The organism is Nocardioides panacis (assembly GCF_019039255.1).
GTDB lineage: Bacteria > Actinomycetota > Actinomycetes > Propionibacteriales > Nocardioidaceae > Nocardioides_B > Nocardioides_B panacis.
The window spans coordinates 332,072-349,418 of sequence record NZ_CP077062.1; the positions used below are offsets into that span (position 1 = coordinate 332,072).

Below are 17,347 nucleotides of genomic sequence, written 5' to 3' on the forward strand. Positions count from 1 at the left end.
AGTTTGGTACGACCCACCGATCAACGTTCGACATATCGAACAGGACTTCGCTGATGACGATCCCTCTTGATGGTGACCTGCCGCTGAGCCGCTACCGGCCCAGGGCGCGTCTGTCCCTGCCCGAGCACACGGTCACGACCGCCCGCTCCCGCGCCATCGACGCCCACAGCCACATCGGGCGGTGGCTCAGCGCCTGGGCGGACCGGGAGGGCGAGTGGCTGGTGAAGGACGTCGAGCCCTGGCTCGAGGAGATGGCCGGCTACAACGTGCACGGGTTCGTCAACCTCGACGGACGGTGGGGGGAGGAGCTGCGCCTCAACCTCGAGCGCTTCGACGAGCGCCACCCCGACCGCATCGCGACGTTCTGCCACGTCGACTGGTCGCTTCTCGAGCAGCCCTCGAGCGATCGTGCGCTGGCCGACAACCTGGCCGACTCCGTGGCCGCGGGTGCGGCCGGGGTCAAGGTCTGGAAGGACCTCGGCCTGCACGTCCGTGACGGTGCCGGTGAGCTGGTGCTGCCGGACGACGAGCGACTTGCCGGCGTCTGGCAGACGGCCGGTGAGCTCGACATCCCTATCTGGTGGCACATCGCGGACCCGTTGGCGTTCTTCGACCCCGTCGACGAGCACAACGAGTTCCTGGAGCTGCTCGCGGAGCGCCCGGACTGGTCGTTCGCTGGTCCGGAGTACCCCACCTTCGAGCGGCTCATGGACGCCCTGGAAGCCGTCGTAGCCGCCCATCCGCGCACGCGGTTCGTGGCCGTGCATGCGGGCTGCAATGCCGAGGACCTCGGCTGGGTCGGCCGGATGCTCGACACCTACCCCAACCTGCACATCGACATCGCCGCCCGGCTCTCGCAGCTGGGCAGGCAACCGCGCGCGACCCGCGAGCTGGTACTGCGCCACCCGGACCGCGTCCTGTTCGGCTGCGACGAGATACCGCACACCGGGTCCAGCTATCCCAGGCACTTCCGCTTCCTGGAGACCGAGGACGAGCACTTCCCGCACTCGGACGACGACCCGCCGATGATGGGCCGCTGGGCCATCAGCGGCATCGGCCTCCCGGACGACGTCCTGCAGGCCGTGTACGCCGACAACGCCGCACGGCTGGTGCCCCGCCTGACGGCCGCCACCGAGCAAACCCACCCGACGAGCAAGCAGGACGTGACCCCGTGACCAAGATCGCCATCATCGGAGCCGGCGGGTACGAGTTCCCGCTGCAGCTGATGAACGACTTCCTGTCCTTCGAGAGCACCCAGGACGCGCACTACGCGCTGATGGACATCGACCCGCAGTCACTGGCCCGGACGGAACGGCTGGCGCGACGTCTGGTCGATGCCCACGACCTTCCCGCGAAGATCGAACCGACCACCGATCGCGCCACCGCGCTGGCCGGCGCAGACTTCGTCGTGGTCTGCTTCCAGGTGGGGGGTCGGGACGCGTACGCCGTCGACATGGAGGTCCCACGGCGCTACGGCGTCGACCAGACCGTCGGTGACACCCTCGGCCCGGGTGGCGTCTTCCGCGGTCTGCGGTCGATGAAAGCGCTCGAGGAGATCACCCAGGACATGCTGCGGTTGTGCCCGGACGCGCTGCTGCTCAACTACGCGAACCCGATGGCGATCAACTGCTGGTTCGCATCGTCCCAGGGCATCCGCACCACGGGCCTGTGTCACTCCGTGCAGCACACGGCGGACGAGCTTGCCTCGATCATGGGACTCGAGGACGGGACGTGGTCGTTCCGGGCGGCCGGCATCAACCACCAGGCGTGGATGCTGGACTTCCGGCACCACGGCCGCGACGTCACGGCCGAGCTCCGCACCGCGGTGAACGAGTACCACGCGGGCAACCGTGCGCCCCTCCGTCCGCTGGACGAGTGGTACGCGGGCGGCCGGGAGAGCGTTCGGACGGCGATCATGAACCTCACCGGCTACTTCCAGACAGAGTCCAGCCACCACGCGTCCGAGTACTACCCGCACTTCCGGCGCGACCCTGCCCAGGTGCAGGCCCTGCTGCCCGAGCGCTGGGACTACCTGGACATCACGCGCGGCAACAACGAGGCCCAGCTGGACCAGATGGCCACCGAGTTCGCCGACGGCACGCTCGCCGTCAGCGAGGAGTACGCCGCGCGCATCATCGACTCGGTGCTCACCAACACCCCTCGGGTCGTCTACGGCAACGTGCCCAACACCGGCCTGATCACCAACCTCCCGGACGGCTGCTGCGTCGAGGTGCCGTGCCTGGTCGACCAGAACGGCGTCCAACCGACGTTCGTCGGCGACCTGCCGGCCGCCGGTGCGGGGATCGACCTCGCCTCCGTGGGCTACCAGCAGTGCGTCGTGGAGGCCTACCGCCAGCGCTCCAAGGACCTCGTCTACACGGCCGTCTCGCTCGACCGGTTGACCAGCTCCCTGCTCGGCCTCGACCAGATTCGGACCATGACCGACGAGATGATCGCCGCGCAGCAGCAGTGGCTGCCCGAGCTCGGCTGACCGGCCCGCGGGCCGCGATGAAGGAGAAGCACGTGTCAGGACCGGTCAACCCCACCGATCTGGTGCGCTGGTGCGCCGTCCCGGTCGAGGGGCTCGTCGACCATCCCGAGCGCCGGGTGCCGCTGCGCCTGTGCGCCGACCCGCTCGAGATGGGCCGACTGATGGCCCACGAGCTGGTCGACGAGATCGAGCGCGCCGGCCTGGAGGGGAGGACGTTCCGCGCGATCATCCCCTGCGGTCCCAGCGGCTGGTACGCCCCCCTTCACAGATCTCGTCAACGCCCGTCGCGTGCACCTCGGGCACGTCGAGGTGTTCCACATGGACGAGTGCCTGGACTGGGAGGGCGGCGACCTGCCGCGGTCCCACCCGTACAGCTTCCGGGGCTTCATGGAGCGGCACTTCTACGACCCCGTGGACCCCGAGCTGGCCGTGCCCGAGGGCAACCGGTACTGGCCGGACCCCACTCGGCTCGGGCAGCTCACGCAGCAGCTCCTTGCGACTCCGGCCGACCTGGCCTACGGAGGATGGGGCCAGGACGGTCACGTCGCCTACAACCAGGCCCGGCGACACCCGTTCAGCCAGCTGTCGGTCCAGCAGCTGCGGCAGTCGACCGCTCGCGTGCAGGAGAACAACGTCGACACCGTGGTCGCGCTGGCACAGCGCACGTTCGGCGGCGCCTACCAGCTGGTTCCGCCGATGTCGGTGACCCTGGGCATGCGCGAGATCCTGTCCGCACGGCGGATCCGGCTGTTCAGCGACACCGGCGCCTGGAAGCAGACCGCCCTGCGGGTCGGGCTGTTCAGCCCGGTCACCGCTGAGTACCCGATCACCCTCCTGCAGGAGCACCCCGACGCTCTGCTCACCGCAACGGTCGAGACGGCGACGCACCCGATCAGCCTGCATCCCGAGTGGGACCTGGGCCTGTCATGACACGGCGCTACGACGTCGTCGTCGGCACCGGGGGCATCGGGTCGGGCATCTTCCTCGCTCTCGAAGGCAACCGCACCCTCGGCCGAGAGGAGAGTCGTCCGGCCGAGCTGCTGGACCAGCGCGACTACTGCAAGCTGCACATCGTCAGTCACTACGTGCAGCGGCTGCTGGGACCCGAGGTGCCGGTCGTGCCCATCGGCAAGGTGGGTGAAGACGACGCCGGGCGGGTGGTCCTGGGGGAGATGCAGGCCGTCGGGCTCGACACCGCACTGGTGACGACCTCGCCGCGTCCGACGCTGTTCGCGGTCTGCTTCCTCTACCCGGACGGCGACGGCGGCAACCTGTCGACCAACCGCTCCGCGAGCTCGGACGTCAGCCCTTCCGACGTCCAGCGGGCGGCACGGCTGTTCACGGCTCATCCGGGACGGGGGGTGGCCGTCGCCCTGCCGGAGGTGCCGCTGCCCGCCCGCCGAGCCCTGCTCGAGCTCGCGACCGCGCATGGGTGGCTGCGCGTGGCAGGAGTCGTCCCCGACGAGCTGGAACAGGTGCGCGACAGCGGTCTGCTCGGTCTCGTCGACGTCCTGGCGCTCAACATCGAGGAGGCTGCAAGGCTCGGCGGTGTCTCCGTCGAGCAACCGGCGACGGAGGTCGTCGTGGCCGCACTGGAGGCGTTGGCGGAGCTGCGCAGCCCGGCACGGGTCGTCGTGACCGCCGGTGCCCGGGGCAGCTGGACCTGGGACGGCCACGACCTCGTGCACGCTCCGGCGTCCGACCCCGGGGGAGAGGTCGTCAGCACGGCCGGTGCCGGGGACGCACACCTGTCCGGCGTCGTGGTCGGCCTGGTCGCGGGCCTGGAGCTGGCGCCGGCCAACGCCTTCGCCTCGATCGTGTCCGGGCTGAAGGTCCGGAGCCCGCACACCATCAACCCCGATATCGACCCTCGAGCCGTGGTCGACGCCGCGGTCCGTCGTGGCTTCGCTCTCCCGCCCGAGCTGTTTGACGTCCTCGCCGGGGCCAGCGCGTGACAGGGACCCCCGACTGCCGCCCCTTCGGCACGCTGCCGGACGGCCGCGCCGTGGAGGCCTGGCGGATGACGAACGACGTCGGGATGACCGTGGACGCGCTGACCTATGGCGGGGTCCTGCTCACGGTCGAGGTGCCCGACCGCCGTGGCGATGTCCGCAACGTCGTCCTGGGGTTGCCCACGCTCGCGGACTACGTCGAGCGCAGCCCGTACTTCGGGGCGGTGGTTGGGAGGTTCGCCAATCGGATCGCCGACGGGACGTTCGCCATCGACGGGACGACCTACCAGGTGCCGGTGAACGACCCTCCGACCAGCGTCCACGGAGGCAGGGAGGGCTTCGACAAGAAGGTGTGGCACGCAAGCCCCGTGGCGGAGGAGGCCTGGGTCGGCGTCCGGCTCGGCTACGTCAGTCCGGACGGCGAGGAGGGCTACCCCGGCGCGCTTGACACCGAGGTCACATACCGACTGGCGCGTGACCGCGCCACGCTGCGCGTGGACTACCGTGCGACGACCGACAGGCCCACGGTCGTGAACCTCACCAACCACACCTTCTTCAACCTCGCCGGCGAGGGCAGCGGGAGTGTGCTCGACCACGTCGTGCAGATCGCGGCGAGCCGCTACCTTCCGCTCACGGACACGCTGCTCCCGACCGGCGAGCTGGCTGCGGTCGCCGGCACTCCGCTGGACTTCCGCGCCCCTCGGACGATTGGCGAGCGCATTCGGAGCGGCTTCGACCAGCTCGTGCTGGCCCGCGGCTACGACCACAACTTCGTGCTCGACCGAGAGAGCGTCGCGGACGGCGAGCTGGCGTTCGCCGTCCGGGTCACCGAGCCGCGATGCGGGCGCGTCCTGGAGGTGTGGACCACCGAACCGGGGGTCGACTTCTACACCGGCAACTTCTTGGACGGGTCACTCGTCGGACCCAGCGGGGGCACTTACCGGCAGGGGGGACGGGCTGGCGATCGAGCCGGAGCACTTCTCGAACTCGCCCAACGAGGCGCTGTTCCCGAGCACGGTCCTGCGCCGGGGGCAGCAGTACGCCTCTGCGACGGAGTACCGCTTCTCCGACCTGATCTCCTGACGTGCTCAGCCCTTCACTGCCGAGGAGGTGAGTGACTGGATGAAGGTCCGCTGCGCGGCCAGGAACGCGACCAGGACGGGAAGCACGGTGATCATGTTCCCCGCCATGACTGCCGCCCACTGCGTGCGGTGCTGGCCCTGGAAGGTCGTGAGACCCAGCTGCAGCGTGTAGTTGTGGTCGTTGTTGATCGCGATCAGCGGCCAGGCCAGGTCGTTCCAGGTGGTGAGGAACGTCAGGACCGCGACCGTTCCGAGGGCGGGACGAGCCAGCGGAATGACGATGACCCACAGGGTGCGCAGCCTGGAGCAGCCGTCGATCCAGGCGGCCTCCTCGATCTCGCGTGGCAGCGACAGGAAGAACTGGCGGAGCAGGAACACCGCGAACGGCGTCACCAGCGAGGGCACGATCAGGGCGCCCAGGGTGTCGATGATGCCGAGGTCCTTCATCAGCAGGAACGACGGGATCATCGTGATCTGGAAGGGGATGATGAGCGTGCCGAGCATGAGCGCGAGCAGCACCTTGGACCCGCGGAACCGCATGCGCGCGAATGCGTAGCCAGCGAGCGAGCCGAAGAGCAGGTTCCCCACGACGACCACCAGCGCGACGATCATGGAGTTCATGAACCATCGCGGGAAGAGCGCGTTCTGCAGCACGTAGCGGTACCCGTCGAGGTGTAGCGAGTCGGGGATGATGGTGGGAGGGAACCGGTTGATCTGGGCGTTCGTCATGAACGAGCTGAGCGTGAGCCACACCAGGGGCAGGGCGAAGAACAGGCTCACCGGCAGCAGCACGAAGTGCCAGGCGCTGAAGGGCAGGAACCGGCGGGTCGGTCGTCGTCCGGGCAGCTGGGTGGTCATCGCGCGTCCACCTCCTGGTGTCGACGGATCAGTCTCATGCCGATGCTCACGATGAGCAGGCTGAAGGCCAGGACGTACGCCCCCGCTGCGGCGTACCCCGCGGTGAATAACTGGAAGGCCTGGTTCCAGACAAAGAACACGATTACGGTCGTGGACTCCAGCGGGCCGCCGCGGGTGGTGACGAAGACCAGGTCGAAGACCTGGAGGGCCTGCAGGGTCTCCCACACGGACAGGAAGATCGTGATCGGTTTGAGGGTGGGCCAGACGACGTAACGGAACGTTCCCCACGAGCGAGCCCCGTCGATCGCCGCCGCCTCGAGCAGCTCTTGCTGGATGTCCTGCAGCCCCGCGAGGTACACCACGACGCAGAATCCCAGGCCGCTCCAAAGCCCGATGACGACCAGCAGCAGCAGGGCCTGGTTGCTGTCTGCGAAGAACCCTTGGGGCGGGACGCCGAACCACCCCAGCACGGCGTTGGCGATGCCGAAATGAGCGTCGAAGATGAACGAGAACAGCACGCCCTGGGCCGCGGCGGAGATGACGAACGGGACGAACACCAGGGTGCGGTACAGCCCGATGAACCGGATCTTCCGGTTGAGCATCACCGCCAGCCCCAGGCCGCCGCCGATGCTGAGCGGGACGAACAAACCCGCGTAGATGAGGGTGTGGATGCAGGCGGCCCGGAAGTTCGGGTCCTTCGACAGGACCCGGTAGTTCTGCAGGCCGATCCACCGAGCCGGAGTCACAAGGTCCGCCGACTGCATGGACAGCACGAGCGACCAGATCATCGGGATGATGCTGAGACCGATGATGATCACGGCCGCCGGCAGCACGAACCCCCACGACTCCGGGGTCTCGCCCAGCCACCGCTTCGCCAGGGACCGGCGCCGCGCACGGGTTGCGTCGTGGTGGTCGACGGCGAAGCGCCAGGACGATGTGGCCATCCCGCTGGTCAGCTCGTCGCGAGGGCGGCGTTGGCCGAGCTCACGGCCGCGTCCAGCGCGTCCTGCGGGGTCGCCTTGTCCAGCAGCATCGACACGATCGCCTGGCCCAGGGGCTGTGAGATCTTCGGGTAGGTGGGGATCGTGGGGCGGGTCCGCGCGTAGGTGAGCGCGCTGGAGAAGGCGTCAAGTCCGACGGTCTTGCTCACGTGCTGCTGCCACTCCGCCGACTCCGCGGTGCTGCTGCGCAGCGGGAGGCTCCCGGCCTGGCCTGCCCACTGCACGTCCTGGGCTCCTTCGGTCAGGAACGTCAGGAACTTCACCGCGGCCTCGACTCGCGCGGAGCCATTGTCGAAGACCGTCCAGGTGTCCGGCCCGGCAATGGTGACGTTGTCGCCGTTGAAGGTGGGCAGGGGCACCACGCCGTACTCTGTCTTGTTCTCGATGAAGTTGGGCAGCTGCCACGGACCCGTCGGGATCATGCCCATCTTGTTGTTGTTGAAGATCTGGTACATCGTCTCGCTGCCCGGCTTGGTGTCGGGGTACACGGACTTGTCCTTCGCGAGCTGGTTGATGGTCTCCAACGCCTTGAGGCCGCTGTCGCCGTCGAAGGCCACCTTCTTGCCGTCCTCGGAGACGATGTCACCGCCCAGGTCCCAGATGAGCGGGTAGATGCGCCAGACGCAGTCCTCACCGCCGTCGGCGGGCCACCCGGTGCCGAAGATGCCCTTGCCGGGGTCCGTGAGCCGCAGGGCGGTGGCCGTGAAGTCGTCCCAGGTCCATCCCGGCTCGGGTGCCGGCATCCCGGCGTCCTTGAACACCCTCTTGTTGTAGGCCACGCAGAGGTTGTCGACCAGTGCCGGGAAGCCACGCGGCTCCCCGTCGACTGTGACGGCGTCACGAGCAGCTGGGTAGAAATCGTCCCACTTGACGTTGGCCTGCTTGGTGTACTTGCCGAGGTGCGCCACCTTGGGGCTGCGCGCGACGCTCGCGATGTCCGGCCCGAAGATGTAGGCGATGTCGGGGTACTGGCCCGCGGCCAGCGCGGTGGTGATCTTCTGCAACATGCTGTCGGCGAGGACGCCGCCGCTGGTCGCGTTCACCTTGATCTTGGGGTTCTTCGCGTGGAAGGCGGCGACCAGCTTGTCGAGAGTCTCCTTGCCCTGGTCAGCCTGGCCGTGCCACATCGTGATGCTCACCGTGCCGTCGGCGGCCACGCCGTCGGAGGCGCCGTCACCGCTGCACGCCGCGAGGAGGGGGGCCAGCGCCGACGAGCCCGGCAAGGCCGACCCCCCCCGCGCAGCAGGTTGCGGCGGGACAAGAAGGGATTCTCGGGCAGGGGCACGGTTGCTCCTATGCGTCGGTGCCGCGATGGGCACGTGTCCTAGTGCTCGATGGATGATCGGCGTTCGGCCTGTCGAACGCAGTCCGATATCACGACGGTGGGAACGCTAACTCGCCTGGTAGGCGGTGTCAACGAGTCCGCCGGGCGGCGTGCGCCCAACCGGTCGTCTGCGCGCTGCCGGCGCGTGGGTCCTGTGCGACGCTGATGACCGCTGCCCACGACGACCTGCTGCCGATGGTGCGGCGCCGGCCGGTCCGGCTGTGAGCTCGACCCGATCCATCCAAAGGAGCTGATGATGACCCAGGGCCCGTTTGACCTCGCCGACTACCGCGAGCGCGGCTTCGCCGTGCTGCGCGGTGTTCTTGACGAGTCGGAGTGCGAGGAGGCCCGACTCGAGTCGGACCGTCTGATGTGGTTGTGCGACGCCGACCGCGAGACGTACGGGCCTCGACTGGAGCTAGAGGTCGACCACCTCACTCCCGAGGACCGTCGACACATGGATCGGGTCATCCGCAAGATCGAGCCGATCTCCGACATCAGCGACTTCTTCCGCCAGATGGCCATACGGGAGACCATCACCCGTCCCGCTCGAGCCGTCTTCGACGACGATGTGCGGCTGTTCGAGGACAAGCTGAACCTCAAGCTGCCCGGCGGGTCGCCGTACCCGTGGCACCAGGACTGGCCGTGCTGCTGGCGTGCCCAGACCGACGAGCTGATCACCTGCTTCGTCTACCTGGACGACGCCGACCTCACGAACGGCTGCCTGCACGTGATCCCCGGCAGCCACCAGGGTCGGCCGATCCACCCGTTCAAGGGCAACGGCCACTTCGAGGTCGACCCGTCGACCGTGGACGCGTCGCTCGCCGTCCCAGTCCCGCTCGCGGCCGGCGACATGATCGTCTTCGACCCCTACCTGCTGCACTTCTCCGACCTGAACCGGGGGACCGTGCCACGGCGGGCCATCATCTACACCTACTACCCCGCCCGGCTCGGGTCGGTGAACCAGGACCGGTTCCCGAGTCTGACCGACCAAATCTCCTAGACAGGTATCAGACAGGTCTTCACAGGACGGTCATGTCTGTATACGGTCCGTCGGTATGACCGACACCACGCCCCACCGCGGGGCGGAGCGACCACTGTGGGAACGGATCAGCGATCGGCTGCACGTCGACATCGGGCAGGGAGACCCGGTGCGTGGTGCTCGGCTGCCCAGCGAGGCGGAGTTGTCCCGCCGGTACGAGGTCAGCCGGGTCACCCTTCGCATGGCGCTCGCCCACCTCGAACAGCGCGGCGTCGTGCACCCGCAGGCCGGTCGTGGCTGGTTCGTGGGCCGGGCCCAGGGCCGGGTCAACGGCCAGGAGCGCCTCTCGGAGCAGCGTCCGGTCTCCGAGGACCCCGGGGTGCTGCAGTCGTTCACCGAGATGGCCGAGAGCCGAGGGCTTACCGCGGGCGCCGTCGTGCTGCATTGCCTGCGACGCCCGGCCGAGCTGGACGAGGCGGAGGACCTCGGCATCGCACCGGGAGCTCCGGTGCTGTCGCTGCGACGGCTCCGACAGCTCGACGGGATCGCCGTGGCCGTCGACCACAGCCTCGTGCCGGCCGCGCTCCTGCCCGACGTGGACGCCGAGGACTTCCGGGACGCCTCGCTCTACACCGCGTTGAGACGCCACGGGGTGAGTCCCCACCGCGCCGACTACGAGGTCCAAGCCATCGCGGCGGACGCCGAAGGTGCCCGTCTGCTCGGGGTGGAGCCGGGTGCTCCGTTGCTCTCCGCTCGTCAGGTGTGCCACGACGACCAGGGTCGTCGTATCGAGCGAGGCCACATCACCTACCGAGGTGATCGTTATCGGTTCCGGGCGGTGCTGCAGGTCTGAACTACCCGCCCCGCAGCGCGACGTCTCCACTACCAGAAAGAGGTACCGCACATGTTTGGTCAGGGTTCACGCCGGACGGCCGGCATCGCCTTTGCGGCGGCGGTCGCCGTCGCGGCTGCCGGCTGCACCGCGTCGTCGCCGAGCGGGGGGCGGCGCCTCCGGAGGGGCCGGCAACGCCGAGAAGGCCAACCTCACCTACTGGTACTGGGGAGAGAGCGACGCGCCGGGCGCCAACGACTGGATGAAAGCGCGCATAGCCGACTACCAGAAGCTGCACCCAGGCGTGAAGATCAAGCTCGTGCCGCAGTCGACCGACACCCTGATCGGCGCGTTCACGACGGCCGCGCAGACCAAGAGCGGTCCGGACATCGCCACGCAGTGGGCCACCATCCCCGTGCTGTCACAGGCCTGGGCCGGCGCCGTCGCCCCCGTGTCTGACTACGTCTCCGCGAGCCAGCGCTCCCAGTGGATCGGCACGCAGGAGAACACCGACCAGGGCAAGCTGTACGCGGTGCCGCTGTACGTGATCGGTGTCCCGCTGGCCTACAACAAGGCGCTGTTCGCGAAGGCGAACATCACCGACCCGCCGCGGACCTTCGATGACCTGCTCAGCGACTGCCGCAAGCTCAAGGCAGCCGGCATCACCCCGATTGGCATGGGGAACAAGGACGGCTACTTCGGCGCCTGGTTCTGGTCCAATTTCGGCAAGCAGAACCTCGACTCGACTGAGGAGCTGAAGCAGGCGGTCATCGGCAAGGCCGACATCACCGATCCGAAGTACACCGGCCTGTACGAACCCATGCACCAGCTCAAGTCGAACGGCTGCCTCAACGACGACATCGCGTCGCTCACGCTCGACCAGGGGATGGCGAAGTTCGGCGCCGGCCAGGCCGCCATGGCATGGGGCACGGACGGGATCGTGAACGGCTGGGCGCAAAAGCTGGGTGCGGACAAGGTGGCCATCACCACGACCCCGAAGTGGGGGACCGGCAAGCTGGCCGACGTCTACAACACCACCCAGTCCTCCTCGGCATTCATCACGTCGTGGTCGAAGAACAAGAAGGCGGCCGCGCAGTTCCTGATGTTCCTCCACGAGCCCAAGAACCTGAAGAGCTGGTACGAAGCGACGGGGATCTTCCCGGCGGACAAGCAGTTCCAGCCCTCCAGCATCAAGGACGATCTCGGGAAGCAGATGTGGGACCTCGACTCCTCCGACGGCGCCGTCTGGCTGGAGAACTACCTGCCCCCGTCTGTCGACGGGGACGGCAACCTCGCGGCCGGACAGGTCATCACCAGCGGCGGGTCGGTCGCGGAGGCTGTGGACACCTTCCGCAAGGCAACGGAGAAGTGGCGGTCCCAGAACCCGGTCGAGGTGAAGAACTACACCGCTTGGGCCGCGCAATGACGCAGACGTCCAGTGTCCCCCCCGGCTGCCGCCATGGCAGCCGGGCGGACGTCCCAGCCACGCAGCTCCCCCCCGGCGCCAGGTGTGGCCCTACCTGTTCGTCCTGCCTGCCGTCGTGGCGATGGGGTTCGGATTCGTCTTCCCGCTCGTCTCGGTCGTGCGGAACAGCTTCTACGCGGGCACCTTCTACCAGATGCAGTACGTGGGGCTAGGGAACTTCCGCGCTCTGGCGGACGACAACGTCTTCGTCCACTCGCTGGCGAACAACCTGCGCCTGCTGCTGACGGTGCCCGTCATGACGGTGTTGGCGCTGCTCGTGGCGGTCGTCCTGCACGACGGCGTGCGTGGCTGGCGGGTGCACCGCAGTGCCGTCTTCCTGCCCTACATCCTCCCTGCGGCGGGGATCGGCCTCGCCTTCGGCGCCCTCCTCCAGTTCAACGGCGCACTCAACCAGGCACTTCGTGCGCTCCATCTGGACTTCCTGGCGCAGGACTGGCTGGGCTCGCCCCGCCTCTCGATCTGGTCCGTCGGTGGCGTCGTGGTCTGGCAGCAGCTCGGTTTCGGGGTCGTGGTGTTCCTCGCAGCCCTTCTGTCGTTGCCGAACGAGGTTGTCGAGGCCGCCCGTGTCGACGGCGCCTCCTGGTGGCAAATCCAGACGCAAGTGCAGATCCCCCAGCTGCGGAGCACCATCGAGTTCTTCGTCGTCACCGAGGCGATCACCGTGCTGTCCTGGGTGTTCACCTACGTGTACGTCGTCACCGGCGGCGGGCCCGCCAACTCCTCCTCGGTCATGGAGTTCTACATCTGGCGCAACGGTTTCGCCCAGGGTTCGGTCGGTCTGGCGAACGCGGCAGCCGTGGTCGTGCTGGTGCTGGCCGCCGTGCTGATCGGCGTGTACCTGAGGCTGCGCCGAGCACCGGAGGAGAAGGGCGGAGTCCTGTGAAGCTTTCCAGCGTCTCGCGCCAGCTCCTGCTGTTCGCGGTCACCATCGCGGCACTCGCGCCGCTTACCTTCATGCTGCTCACGAGTCTGAAGACACCGCAGGACTACGCCGACCACCCGTTGGGGCTGCCGAGCTCTCCGACCCTGAGCAACTACGTGAGCGCTGTGACGGACGTGCCCACGTTGCGCTGGGCGCTCAACAGCCTCGTGGTGACGGTCGTGGCGGTGCTCGTGTCGAGCACGATCGCCGCCCTCGCGGCGTACGCCGTCGCTTTCGGTCGCTTCCGCGGACGCTCGATCGTGCTCAGCAGTTCCATCGGGTTCATCATGGTGCCGCCGGTGGTGCTGCTGCTGCCGATGTTCGTGGTGATGGTGAACCTTCACCTGGTCAACCGGCTGTGGTCGGTGATGCTCTTCTACTCGTGCCTGCTGGTCCCGTTCGCGATGTTCTTCCTGGTGAACTTCTTCCAGACCGTGCCGCGAGAGCTGATCGAGGCATCCGTCATGGACGGTGCCGGCCCGTTGCGGACGTTGCGCTCGGTTGTCCTGCCGCTGTCCCGCCCCGCCTTGGTGACCATCGCCGTGGTCAACGCCGTCTGGGCCTGGAACGAGCTGCTCGTCGCGCTGGTCTTCCTGCAGGACGAGTCGCAGCGGACCCTGATGGCAGGGCTCACGCTGCTGCAGGGCCGGTACGTCAGCAACCAGCCGTTGGTCCTCGCCGTTGCGGTGCTCTCGATCGTGCCCGTGGCCGTGTTCTACCTGTTCACCCAGCGGTCCTTCGTCCGCGGTCTCACAGCAGGGATGGGTAAGTGAGCGCGGACCGACCCGGGGTCGACATCCTGGTGATGGGCGAGATCAACCCCGACATCGTCGTCACCGGGGTCCCTCCTCTGTCGTTCGGCCAGCGCGAGGACGTGACAGGGCCGACCTCGATGACGATCGGGAGCTCGGTCGCCATCAGCGCCTCGGGGTTGGCCCGTCTCGGCACGGCGACGGCTCTCGTGGGCGTGATCGGTGACGACGCCTTCGGCGACTTCATGCTTGCCAGCCTCCAGCGGCGCGGCGTCGACGTGAGCCTCGTCCGCACCGTCCCCGGTGGCAGGACCGGCTCGTCGGTGATTCTGGTGCGACGTGACGACGCAAACGACCGGCAGATCCTCACGGACGCCGGCGTGATGGGGGATCTGCGCGCCGCGGACCTGTCCGCGAGCGAGCTACGGCGGGCACGTCACCTGCACATCGGCTCCTGGTTCCTGCACAGCGGTGCGGTCCAGGACCTCCCCGCGCTGCTCGCCGAGGCCAGGCGGCTTGGACTGTCCACCTCGGTCGACCCGAACGACGACCCCGCGCAGCGGTGGGACTCGCACCTGCCTAGCGCGCTGCCTCATGTGGAGACGCTGTTCTGCAACGAGGCTGAGGCTCACGGCGTCGCCCGAGCGGCCGGTTGGGACGGGGCCGGGTCCCGCCACCGGGCGGCCCGCTACCTGCTGCGGCGGCTCGCCCCAGGCGGCTCCGTGGTGCTCAAGTGCGGCGCCGAGGGCGCGTTCGCACATACCGCGAACGAGACGCTCCACGTTGCCGCCCCGGCCGCCGAGGTCGTCGACACCGTCGGGGCAGGTGACAGCCTGGCGGCGGGGTTCCTGTCCGCCCGGCTCGAGGGCCGCGACCTGTCGGAGGCGCTGCGCGTCGGCGTCGCGAGCGGCACCCTGTCCACGCGCCGGAGCGGCGGTGTGGAGGCGCAGCCGACGGCCGACGAGGCGCACGCGCTCGCTCGTGGGCTGACCTGCCTGGCCCACCTGAACGCCGACGAGCCGCTCACCGGCTCGTCCACCAACGACCCGAGGAATGCACAGTGACCCACACACAGGAGACCCGCGCCGGACGGAACGCAGCGGCAGACCCGCTGCGCGACCTCGTCCGCCGACACAAGAGCGGAGCACACATCGGCATCACCTCGGTGTGCAGCGCGCACCCGATGGTGCTCCGCGCCGCCCTGGAGCACGCGCGCGAGACCCGCGGGATCGTCCTCGTCGAAGCGACCTCGAACCAGGTCGACCAGACCGGTGGGTACACCGGTATGCGCCCGCAGGACTTCCGCGAGCTGGTCCTCGGCCTCGCCGAGGAGGCCGGTCTTCCCCACGACGACCTCATCCTCGGGGGCGACCACCTCGGACCCAACAGGTGGCGTGCCATGCCGGCGGACGAGGCGATGCGGCACGCCGACGAGCTGGTGGAGGCCTACGTAGCCGCCGGATTCACCAAGATCCACCTCGACTGCAGCTTCGCCTGCTCAGGGGACCCGCAGCCCCTGACCGACGAGCTCGTCGCGACCCGGAGCGCACGACTCGTCCAGGTGGCCGAGCGAAGCGCCGGGTCGCAGGCCGACCGGCTCACCTACGTGATTGGCACCGAGGTGCCGGTTCCGGGCGGCGCGCATCACGCTCTCGAGGGCGTCCCGCCGACCTCGCCTCGCGCCGCCCGTGAGACGTTGCAAGCCCACCGGGATGCCTTCGACGCCGCCGGCGTTGCACACGTGTGGCCGCGGGTGGCCGCGCTGGTGGTGCAGCCGGGCGTGGAGTTCGACCACCAGCAGGTGTTCGCCTACCAGCCCGCGGCGGCACGGGAGCTCAGCCTGGTGCTGGGCGACGAACCGGCGATGGTCTTCGAGGCCCACTCCACCGACTACCAGACACGGGACGCCCTGCAGTCGCTCGTGACGGACCACTGGGCGATCCTCAAGGTGGGACCGCAGCTGACGTTCGCGCTGCGGGAGGCGCTGTTCGGCCTGGCGGCGATAGAGGACGAGCTGTTCGCCGAGGAACAGCGGTCCCACCTCACGGACGTGGTGGAGCAGCGCATGCTTGCCGACCCTTCGCAGTGGGAGGGCTACTACACCGGGACGGAGACCGAGAAGCGTGTGCTGCGGCGCTACAGCTACAGCGACCGGATGCGCTACTACTGGCCAGACCCGGAGATCGACGCGGCGCAGGAGCGTCTGCTGGCCAACCTCTCTGGCGTCGTCATCCCGCTGCCTTTGTTGAGTCAGCACCTGCCGGCGCAGTACGAACGCGTGCGGGACGGTCAGATCGAGGCTTCGCCCGAGGTCTTGGTGCTCGACCACGTCAAGGACGTCCTTCGGACCTATGCCGCTGCCTGCTCGACCGGACCTACCTCTGAGGAGATATCTCGATGACGAACCAGTTCGACAGCGACCGTCTTCGTCGGGGTGCCGCCCACACCACCGCCGAGATTGCCCAGCAGCCGGACGTCTGGCGTCAGGTCGGTCAGCGCACCGACGCGTCGGTGCACGATTTCACCGCTCCGCTGCTGGCGGAGCCGGGCGCCCGCGTGGTGCTGACCGGAGCGGGTACGTCGGCCTTCGCCGGTGAGGTCCTGGCCCCCGCTTTGCGAGTTGCCCTGGGCCGACGGGTCGACGCCGTGGCGACGACCGATCTGGTCGCCAGTCCCCGGGCGTACCTGGCCGAGGACGTGCCGACCCTGCTCGTGTCGTTCGCGCGGTCCGGGGACAGCCCGGAGAGCGTGGCTGCCGTCGATCTGGCCGACGAACTGCTCGGCGACGTGCGCCACCTGGTGCTCACGTGCAACGCCGACGGCCGGTTGGCGCAGCGATTCACGGGGCGCAAGGACGCACGGGTCCTGCTCATGCCTGAGCAGGCCAACGACAAGGGCTTCGCGATGACGTCGAGCTTCACGGGTATGACGCTCGCTGGCCTGCTGACGCTCCACCCCTCGGCCCAGACGGAGCTTCCCGAGCATCTGGCCACGATCGCAGAGCAGGTGCTGTCGCGGTGGGACGAGGGCGGACGGGAATTGGCCGGCCGCGGCTATCAGCGCGTGGTCTACCTCGGTAGCGGCTCGATGAAGGGGTTGGCCCGCGAGTCGGCCCTCAAGATGCTGGAGCTCACGGCTGGACGGGTCGTGGCCATGGGGGACTCGACGTTGGCCTTCCGACACGGACCCAAGTCCGTACTTGACGACAACACGCTTGTCGTCATGTACCTGTCAAACGACCCCCACACCCGGGCCTACGACCTCGACCTCCTGAAAGAGCTGCGTCAGTCACAGGGAGACGAGAACGTGCTGGCGGTCTCGGCCGACCGGGACGACCCGGTCGTCGGTGACTCGTTGTGGCTGCTGCCGGACGCGGCCGATCTCGGCGACGCAGCGCTGGCCATCCCGGCGGTCCTCTGCGCCCAGCTGCTCGCCCTGCACTTCTCCCTGGCGCTCGGGCTGACCGCTGACAACCCGTTCCCGTCGGGGGGAGGTGAACCGCGTTGTGCAAGGCGTGCGAATCCACCCCTCACGGGGCGGGCGGTGACTGAGCTACGCACCCGCTGTGAAGACGGTCATGCGACTGGTGCGGCCTGCGCAATGTCAGATCTAGGCGATCGAAGCCGCCCACAAACGCGGCAAGGGAACGGTTCGTAGGGTGCGGC

The 17,347-nt window shown here is 68.6% G+C and carries 16 protein-coding genes; 13 read left to right on the top strand and 3 right to left on the bottom strand.

Annotated features, from left to right (window positions below; genetic code table 11):
• The first annotated feature begins 53 nt into the window (after window positions 1-53).
• From KRR39_RS01760 to KRR39_RS01780, 5 genes are all read left to right on the top strand, one after another.
• Entirely contained in the window at window positions 54-1,175 is a 1,122-nt protein-coding gene (locus tag KRR39_RS01760) for an amidohydrolase family protein (protein WP_216940193.1), read from the top strand.
• Window positions 1,172-2,491, top strand: a complete 1,320-nt coding sequence (melA, locus tag KRR39_RS01765) for an alpha-galactosidase (RefSeq protein ID WP_216940195.1) — start codon at window positions 1,172-1,174, stop codon at window positions 2,489-2,491. Before KRR39_RS01760 ends, melA begins: the two co-directional genes overlap by 4 nt.
• Window positions 2,492-2,779: 288 nt before the next feature.
• On the top strand, window positions 2,780-3,421 hold the full coding sequence (locus tag KRR39_RS01770; RefSeq protein WP_216940197.1) for a sugar phosphate isomerase family: 642 nt from the start codon (window positions 2,780-2,782) through the stop codon (window positions 3,419-3,421).
• A complete protein-coding gene (locus tag KRR39_RS01775; protein WP_216940198.1) occupies window positions 3,418-4,446 on the top strand; it encodes a carbohydrate kinase family protein in 1,029 nt (342 codons plus the stop codon). The genes KRR39_RS01770 and KRR39_RS01775 overlap by 4 nt, the downstream gene beginning before the upstream one ends.
• The gene (locus tag KRR39_RS01780) at window positions 4,443-5,561 is read left to right on the top strand and encodes an aldose epimerase family protein (protein WP_302053535.1); all 1,119 of its coding nucleotides are present in this window, start codon (window positions 4,443-4,445) and stop codon (window positions 5,559-5,561) included. Before KRR39_RS01775 ends, KRR39_RS01780 begins: the two co-directional genes overlap by 4 nt.
• Here the strand turns inward: KRR39_RS01780 and KRR39_RS01785 are convergent.
• Genes KRR39_RS01785 through KRR39_RS01795 form a run of 3 tightly spaced genes read right to left on the bottom strand, consistent with a single transcriptional unit; the run spans window position 5,532 to window position 8,607 of the window.
• Window positions 5,532-6,383, bottom strand: coding sequence for a carbohydrate ABC transporter permease (locus KRR39_RS01785; protein ID WP_216940200.1), 852 nt, complete (start codon window positions 6,381-6,383; stop codon window positions 5,532-5,534). The two genes, KRR39_RS01780 and KRR39_RS01785, sit on opposite strands and share 30 nt — an antisense overlap.
• On the bottom strand, window positions 6,380-7,327 hold the full coding sequence (locus tag KRR39_RS01790; RefSeq protein WP_216940202.1) for a carbohydrate ABC transporter permease: 948 nt from the start codon (window positions 7,325-7,327) through the stop codon (window positions 6,380-6,382). Before KRR39_RS01790 ends, KRR39_RS01785 begins: the two co-directional genes overlap by 4 nt.
• Before the next feature lie 8 nt (window positions 7,328-7,335).
• Window positions 7,336-8,607: an ABC transporter substrate-binding protein gene (locus KRR39_RS01795; protein WP_216940205.1), complete on the bottom strand. Its 1,272-nt coding sequence runs from the start codon at window positions 8,605-8,607 to the stop codon at window positions 7,336-7,338.
• Between the two features lie 357 nt (window positions 8,608-8,964).
• On the opposite strand from KRR39_RS01795, the gene KRR39_RS01800 reads away from it, so the two are divergent.
• From KRR39_RS01800 to KRR39_RS01835, 8 genes are all read left to right on the top strand, one after another.
• Window positions 8,965-9,711 (top strand): phytanoyl-CoA dioxygenase family protein, encoded by a 747-nt coding sequence (locus tag KRR39_RS01800; protein ID WP_216940206.1) that lies wholly within the window; start codon window positions 8,965-8,967, stop codon window positions 9,709-9,711.
• A 55-nt stretch (window positions 9,712-9,766) separates the two neighbouring features.
• Window positions 9,767-10,543 carry a GntR family transcriptional regulator gene (locus KRR39_RS01805; protein ID WP_216940209.1) on the top strand — a complete coding sequence of 259 codons (777 nt, stop codon included), beginning with the start codon at window positions 9,767-9,769 and terminating at the stop codon, window positions 10,541-10,543.
• Window positions 10,544-10,784: 241 nt separating this feature from the next.
• A complete protein-coding gene (locus tag KRR39_RS01810; protein ID WP_302053613.1) occupies window positions 10,785-11,948 on the top strand; it encodes an ABC transporter substrate-binding protein in 1,164 nt (387 codons plus the stop codon).
• An 82-nt stretch (window positions 11,949-12,030) separates the two neighbouring features.
• On the top strand, window positions 12,031-12,891 hold the full coding sequence (locus KRR39_RS01815) for a carbohydrate ABC transporter permease (protein ID WP_216940212.1): 861 nt from the start codon (window positions 12,031-12,033) through the stop codon (window positions 12,889-12,891).
• Window positions 12,888-13,703, top strand: a complete 816-nt coding sequence (locus tag KRR39_RS01820) for a carbohydrate ABC transporter permease (protein WP_216940214.1) — start codon at window positions 12,888-12,890, stop codon at window positions 13,701-13,703. Before KRR39_RS01815 ends, KRR39_RS01820 begins: the two co-directional genes overlap by 4 nt.
• Entirely contained in the window at window positions 13,700-14,746 is a 1,047-nt protein-coding gene (locus tag KRR39_RS01825; RefSeq protein WP_216940216.1) for a carbohydrate kinase family protein, read from the top strand. Before KRR39_RS01820 ends, KRR39_RS01825 begins: the two co-directional genes overlap by 4 nt.
• Complete coding sequence (locus KRR39_RS01830) at window positions 14,743-16,083, top strand: D-tagatose-bisphosphate aldolase, class II, non-catalytic subunit (RefSeq protein WP_302053536.1); 1,341 nt, start codon at window positions 14,743-14,745, stop codon at window positions 16,081-16,083. The genes KRR39_RS01825 and KRR39_RS01830 overlap by 4 nt, the downstream gene beginning before the upstream one ends.
• On the top strand, window positions 16,080-17,339 hold the full coding sequence (locus tag KRR39_RS01835) for an SIS domain-containing protein (protein WP_216940219.1): 1,260 nt from the start codon (window positions 16,080-16,082) through the stop codon (window positions 17,337-17,339). Before KRR39_RS01830 ends, KRR39_RS01835 begins: the two co-directional genes overlap by 4 nt.
• Window positions 17,340-17,347: the final 8 nt, after the last annotated feature.